Annotated in this window: 8 protein-coding genes; 3 read left to right on the plus strand and 5 right to left on the minus strand. The window is 58.9% G+C overall.

What is annotated here, in order from left to right; genetic code table 11:
- Window positions 1-405 (plus strand): hypothetical protein (locus tag AB7E65_RS11510; protein ID WP_428745956.1); only part of this gene is annotated, 405 nt, incomplete at its 5' end.
- Here AB7E65_RS11510 and mscL read toward each other — a convergent pair.
- Window positions 389-793, minus strand: a complete 405-nt coding sequence (mscL, locus tag AB7E65_RS11515; RefSeq protein ID WP_072286954.1) for a large-conductance mechanosensitive channel protein MscL — start codon at window positions 791-793, stop codon at window positions 389-391. The genes AB7E65_RS11510 and mscL overlap by 17 nt on opposite strands.
- A gap of 197 nt (window positions 794-990) precedes the next feature.
- Between mscL and AB7E65_RS11520 the strand changes: the two genes are divergently transcribed.
- On the plus strand, window positions 991-2,763 hold the full coding sequence (locus AB7E65_RS11520; protein WP_428745957.1) for a B12-binding domain-containing radical SAM protein: 1,773 nt from the start codon (window positions 991-993) through the stop codon (window positions 2,761-2,763).
- A gap of 9 nt (window positions 2,764-2,772) precedes the next feature.
- Here the strand turns inward: AB7E65_RS11520 and AB7E65_RS11525 are convergent, their stop codons facing one another.
- The 4 genes from AB7E65_RS11525 to AB7E65_RS11540 all read right to left on the minus strand — a co-directional run bounded on the left by AB7E65_RS11525 (window position 2,773) and on the right by AB7E65_RS11540 (window position 5,529).
- Window positions 2,773-3,489 carry a lytic transglycosylase domain-containing protein gene (locus AB7E65_RS11525; RefSeq protein ID WP_428745958.1) on the minus strand — a complete coding sequence of 239 codons (717 nt, stop codon included), beginning with the start codon at window positions 3,487-3,489 and terminating at the stop codon, window positions 2,773-2,775.
- 181 nt (window positions 3,490-3,670) lie between these two features.
- Window positions 3,671-4,798 (minus strand): metallophosphoesterase, encoded by a 1,128-nt coding sequence (locus tag AB7E65_RS11530; RefSeq protein WP_072286957.1) that lies wholly within the window; start codon window positions 4,796-4,798, stop codon window positions 3,671-3,673.
- A gap of 76 nt (window positions 4,799-4,874) precedes the next feature.
- Window positions 4,875-5,234, minus strand: a complete 360-nt coding sequence (locus AB7E65_RS11535; RefSeq protein WP_072286958.1) for a sulfite exporter TauE/SafE family protein — start codon at window positions 5,232-5,234, stop codon at window positions 4,875-4,877.
- Between the two features lie 10 nt (window positions 5,235-5,244).
- The gene (locus AB7E65_RS11540) at window positions 5,245-5,529 is read right to left on the minus strand and encodes a hypothetical protein (protein WP_072286959.1); all 285 of its coding nucleotides are present in this window, start codon (window positions 5,527-5,529) and stop codon (window positions 5,245-5,247) included.
- A gap of 594 nt (window positions 5,530-6,123) precedes the next feature.
- Between AB7E65_RS11540 and AB7E65_RS11545 the strand changes: the two genes are divergently transcribed.
- Window positions 6,124-6,366, plus strand: a 243-nt coding sequence (locus AB7E65_RS11545; protein ID WP_428745959.1) for a hypothetical protein, incomplete at its 3' end; no start/stop codon positions are given.

Raw genomic sequence — 6,366 nt, forward strand, 5'->3', positions numbered from 1 at the left:
CATGGTTTTTTCTCCTCTGAATCTTTAAAATATATAAGCCGTGTCAGCGGCGAATTATCGGAATCTGGCATTAAAGCACAGGAAAACGACCGTTGTCATGAAAAAAGTGACCGGGATTCCGGGGCGCCCAAGCTGTCCGGGGCGCCGGCAAAACGCAAAGGGAATCTGGATACGCACGGTTTGCCTGGCTTGTGCGGCGAGTTGCGGGGACTGGAACTGGACATGAGAAAGGATGGCCGGGGCCTGGCATCGGTCCGATGGTTGGAAACAGCAAAATCAACAGGCCCGGGCCGTGGACGAAGACTTTTGCGGTGTAGATGTGGTAAAAGCCAGGGATGGGGCTTGGCCTTTGCCCCGGGCCCTGGCTTTCATATGCTTGGAAAGGCGTTTATTTCTGCTGTTTGAGCAGGTCCCTGATTTCGCCGAGCAGGGTTTCTTCCTTGCTGGGCGCGGGCGGTTCGGCCGGTTTTGCCTCCTCTTTTTTGCGCAGAGCATTGATGGCTTTGACCAGCATGAAAATGGCAAAGGCGATGATCACAAAGTCGAACAGGGCCTGGAGAAACAGGCCGTAGTTGAGGGTCACGGCCGGGGCGGCGTCGGTGGCGTCTTTCAGTGTGAAGGAGAAATCCTTGAAGTCCATGCCGCCCAGCAGCAGACCCAGGGGTGGCATGATCACCTCGGCCACCAGGGACGAGACGATTTTGCCGAAGGCTCCGCCGATGATGATGCCGACCGCCATGTCGACCATGTTGCCCTTGACGGCAAAGGTTTTGAACTCCTGCATCATGCCCATGTGATAACCTCCTGTTCTGATTGCTGGCACAGGGCCGGGCTGTCTGACGACAAAAATATTATTGCGATACAGCGTAGCAGAGTTTTTCCTGTTTGGCGACAAAAGAACATCTGTTTATTAAAGATATCTTGAACCCGAGCCAGGCTGACAGGTGATTTCATGTTCCGTGCGGCCCATTTTTCGAAAGCGCATTGCTGATGAACCTTACTCTTGTTTCCATGCACATCGAACCGTCGTCGCGTGCCGTGCCCCTGGCAACGGGGATGCTGGCTGCCGCACTCAGGCAGGCCTTTCCGTTGGGATTGACAACTTGTCTCATCGATTTTTTCCTGATGCAGGAGTCTGCCGAGTGCGCAGAGCTGGTTCTGGAGCAAGCCCCCGATGTGGTTGGCCTTTCGGTTTACACATGGAATCGCGACAAATTGCTGGAACTGGCCGGAGCGCTGAAAACCTTTCAGCCGGGGGTGGTCATTTTCGCCGGCGGGCCCGAGGTGACGGCGGATCCATCGGTCATTGCGGGGCACCCGGCGATTGATTTCGTACTGCCGGGGGAAGGTGAGCGGCGGGTCGTGGAGGTCCTTCACCTGCTGCAGCAAGGGGAAGAGCCTCTTCAGGTCGGCGAATGGCCGGATGCCGGTACGGTGGAGGATCTCGCTTCCCTGCCATCTCCTTTTCTGACCGGAGTTCTGCCGCCGGAGCGATACCCCGGCCTGTTGTGGGAGTTGTCGCGAGGCTGTCCATTTCATTGTGATTTCTGTTTTGAATCCCGCGGCAGTGATCGGGTGCGGCGTTTTCCCGAACAGCGTCTGCGGGCCGAGCTGGAGCTGTTCGCCACAGCCGGCGTGCAACAGCTTTTCGTCCTCGATCCAACCTTCAACTTCGATGCGCAGCGGGCCAAAAACCTGTTGCGCATGATGGCACAGGTCGCTCCGCATATCCATTACACCCTGGAGGTGCGCGCCGAATTTATCGATGAGGAAATGGCTGGCCTGTTCGCTGACATCAACTGCGCATTGCAGATCGGACTGCAAAGCGCTGATCCTGCGGTGCTCGCCAGGGTTCACAGGCACATCGATCCGGCCGATTTTGCCGAGCGCATCCTGCTGCTGCATGAAGCCGGGGTGGTTTATGGCTTTGATCTGATCTATGGCTTGCCTGGCGACAGTCTGCAGGGGTTTTTGTCCAGCCTCGATTTTGCCCTTGGTCTGCGTCCCAACCATCTCGATATTTTTCCTCTGGCGGTGCTCCCCGGCACGCGTCTGGCCGATAATGCGCGGAACCTTGGTCTCGAATACCAGACCTGTCCCCCGTATCGCCTGGTTTCTTCCCCGACCTTCAGCGCCGGGGATATGGCGCGTGCCGGCTATATAGCAGGCGTCTGTGATCTGTTTTACATTCGCGGCCGGGCAGTGCCATGGTTCGATCTGATACTGGAAAACCTCGAAATCAACGCGGCGCGGTTTTTCGAACGGCTGGCCGACGAGCTTCCCGAAGAGGAACCCGTCGGCGAGGCGCTCATTGCCTGGCAACAACAGGTTCTGAGAGAGATGTTCCTGTCCCAGGATAAACCGCTCGCTGCCGATCTGGCCGCCGATGTGGTGGCCTGGTTCGGCTTTGCGGCGGCATTGCAGTGTCAGGAGCTTGTGCCTGGCCCCGTGCCGGATGATCCGGGGCGGCTTTATTTGATCCCCGAAGGCCGCTTTGTCCGCTTCGGACGGGACCCCGAGGCATTGCTGGAGAAGCTGGAAATGGGGGTGACGGATTTCGATGTGGTGGCCATGCTGGTGCCGGAACAGCCCTGTGAGGCGTTGCTTTATCTGCATCAGGGGGAGGTGGCCCTGGGGGTATTCACGCCGCGGGAATGCGCATGGTTGCAGAGTCTGGCCGACGGCGGTTGCCGTCCGCAAGATGATGCGCTGGCGGAGTTTTGCGATGCGGCCCTGGCCGAAGGCGTGGTCCGGAAATCCTGAAACGGTGGGTCAGGCCTGTTTGATCCGCAGCAGATAGTTGCGGGTTTCCTCGGGCAAGCGTGCCAGTCCATGGCGGTCGACGTTGCCCATGCCCCTGTTGTAGGCGGCCAGAGCATGGTCGAGATCTCCGTTGTATCGGTCGAGTAGTTGCCGCAGGTAACGGGTGCCGGCCATGATGTTCTGTTCCGGGTCGAACGGGTCGGTTACCCCGAGTTCCGCCGCCGTTGCCGGCATCAACTGCATCAGTCCCCGGGCGCCCGCGGGGGACATGGCCCGCGGGTCGAAGGCACTTTCGGTACGGATTACCGAACGGATCAGATCGGGAGCAAGGCCATGACGGGCGGCCGCACGCTCGATGAGGTGCTCCATGTCGGTGCGGCTATGGCTGCGATTCGATGGCGGGGCGCCAGATTCTGTCAACGGACCGCCCGGGGCTGGCGAACTGTCAAAAATCCGCCAATGTCCCGCGCCGGCCGGAAATTCCGCTTTGGGAAATTCCATAGCCGGAAGGACATCCTGGTCGGCGTCCTCCTCGGCAAAAAGGCTTCGTGCCAGTTTCAGCTGACAGCAGTGTATCTGCAGACTTGCCTCCTGCATCTGCCGGGCTTGTTCGGATTGTTGTTCCAGAAAAGTCCGCAGCCGGGTTTCGAATGCCCGGGTTGCTTTCCGGTCATTGGCTGGCCGGTGGGGCGTTGCAGTGACAGCGGGCCCAATTTTCAAGCTCATGGCGATCTCCTGAAGCAAAGGCATGACAGGGTACGGCGGACAGGTTGTCGAAACAAGATCTGCTGCGTTGATGGTTGATCCTGTGCGCAATCTGCCGAAATCCTGCAGGCAATCCATGCAGCATGCATGCCGGGTTTGCCGCTTGTACTGGACTGGACGGGGCTTTCGCTGCCATCCCGATTCAAGGACGGGCGGCGGGGACGATCTCGATCAGGGTGATTTCCGGAGGTGCGCCGATGCGCATGGGAGGCCCCCAGCTTCCGGTGCCGCGACTTGTGTAGAGCAGGCCGCCCCCGGCCAGGCGGTGCAAGCCGCTCTGCATGGGGTAGACAAGGCCGGTGAGATAGTTGAAGGGGAAGATCTGGCCGCGATGCGCATGCCCTGAGAGTTGCAGATCGAACAGGTCGGCCGTTGCCGCGGATACAACAGGTCGGTGCTTCAGCAGAATGCCGAATCGCTGCTTGACGGCGGATTCCGGAATGCGCAGCCTGGCGGCGGCCGACCCCACGGCCGGATCATCCTCGCCGGCCAGCAGCAGACGGTTGCCGATCAGCACAAAACGGTTGCGCAGCAGGGTGAAGCCGCTGCGTTGCAGAAAGTCGAGGGATTGTTGCAGGCCGGCATAGACTTCGTGGTTGCCGGTCACCGCAAATTTCCCCAGCGGGGGATCGATGGTGCGCCACAGGTCGCTGAGGCCGTCAAGATGGTCCATTTGCGCGTCCACCATGTCGCCGGTGACGACCAGCAGATCGGGTTTGAGTTCGTGTAAACGGGCGATGATCGGGCTAAGGGCCTTTTCCCGATGCATCAACCCCAGGTGCAGGTCGGAAATCTGTGCCAGGCGCACTGGCGGCGTGCCGGGCGGTAGCTTGTCGGACACCAGGGTGACCGGTTCGACGCGCAAACCGGCGGCTTCATAAAAACCGTACATGCCTGCGCCGAGGGTGGCCAGCAGGATGATCGCTGCGCTGGTCGGGCTGCGCGGTATCTTATGCCGGCTGGTGCGTCGCGTGCGGCTCAGGGTCATCCCCGGCAGCCGCCAGCAGAGGAGGGGCAACAACAGACAGCAGGCGATGAACAGCAAGCCCATCCAGCTGTAGGCGATCCAGGCCAGGATACGGGCCATGTCGAAATAGCCGGCACGGTCCAGCATACGCACTGCGATCGGCGCGACGAGCATCGGCAGCATCCAGCCGCGCAGCAGCCAGGCGGTGCCGGGCCTGCGGGACAGCAGCGGTGCCATTCCCCACAAAAACAGTGCGTGCATGGCGCCGTAAATTCCCAGAAAAACCATAATGAACCAGGACATGTTCACCTCCGCAACGAACCCTGCTGCCATGCGGCCCTGGTCTTTGCTGCTGCCGAACCGCCGATAGCGCCTGGAGCTATTTCTTGAAAAACAGATAAATGGCCAGACCGAGAAGCACGCAGGCGAAGATCCGCTTGAAGCTGGCCGTCGATACATGTTCCAGCAGGCGCGCGCCCAGTTGGGCGCCGAGCACCCCGCCTACGCCAAGCAGAATACCGATCCGATAGTCGACATTGGCCAGTCTGTTGTGCGCCGCCAGGGCCGACAGGGAAATAATCAGGATGGCCAGAAACGAGGTGCCCACCGCCTTTTGCGCGGGATATCCCAGAAACAGCAGCAGCGGCACCATCAGGAAGCCGCCGCCCAGCCCTGTAAAAGATGCACCGATGCCCACCAGAACGCCGAGCCCTGCCAGGACAAAATGTTGAGCAGTCATGGCACGCTCCTTAATCATGTACCGGGCGAGTTTGCCATTCTTCGTCCACCACGGTCACCCGGCCGAGAAACCCGTAGCTTACCATGGTCATCTTGACGGTGTCCTTGGTGGCGGAGCCGACGATGAAGTTGGTGTAGTCGAGATCGCCGAAACGCTCCTCCTGCTGCTCGTCAGTGTAAAAGGCTTGTTCGGGCCACTGGCCGGAGATCGCCTCCCGATGGTCGTTGATATCCGGATTGGTATAGGCGGCATAGCCCAGACCAGCAGCCAGCAACAGCAGAATAAGTTTATTCACGATTTTTTCCTCCCTTTTCCCGATGCATTTTCAGTGAACATTTTTTGCCGTAGCGGATCGCCAGGTTTGCAGCCGGTGTGGCCCTGCCTGAAAATCCGCTTCCCCTGAAGCTGGCATATTACATCCTGCTGGCGGAAAAGGTCCATCCCGAACAAAGGGATGACACATGGAATGGCTCAAAGGATATATTCCGGTGACAATGCTTCCACTGGCCGGGACCTACCCCGTGCCGGGCAAGCAGGTCAGTGGCGCTTGGCGGGCCGGTGAGGTGACAGGCATCAGGGGCAAGCTGCCATGCGCCGCGGCCAGCCCCCCCTTTTCCTCTCTTTCGAGATAAAACTCTGTTATACTGTTGTGGTTCCCTGGCTCGTATCCATCCGGAAACCATGGATGGACGCAAGCTGCTGTCAACATGTTGAAAGCACGGTGCAATTCAGTCCGGTTTGTTTCTTGCGGCATCACAGGGTGATCACCCATCCCTCGAAAAAGCCCCCTATGAGGGATGCCAAAGGCCCCCTTTGAGCGATTTTCATCGCATAAAAGCTTTGTTACAAATAACCTGCGCGCAAAAAAAACAGATTTTTGGCATCCGAAATGAAACATTTGTTTATTTGCCGTCGCCAAGCCCCCTTTGAGGCGGCCGTGGTGCTGGCGGTTCCAACACAGAATGGCCGCTTTCCTGTAAAACCCGGCGTCCAAACGGGGCGCAAAATGCACGTGGCGTTGTTCGTCCGATCTCTTTTTGTCAAAGGAGAAAGTCATGTCCCAAAAGCAAACTGTTCAGATCAATTCCGCCGTGGCCGAACATGGGCCGTCAAACCGTGTGGAGCAGGTCAA

It is taken from the genome of Syntrophotalea sp., assembly GCF_050253115.1.
GTDB lineage: Bacteria > Desulfobacterota > Desulfuromonadia > Desulfuromonadales > Syntrophotaleaceae > Syntrophotalea > Syntrophotalea acetylenica.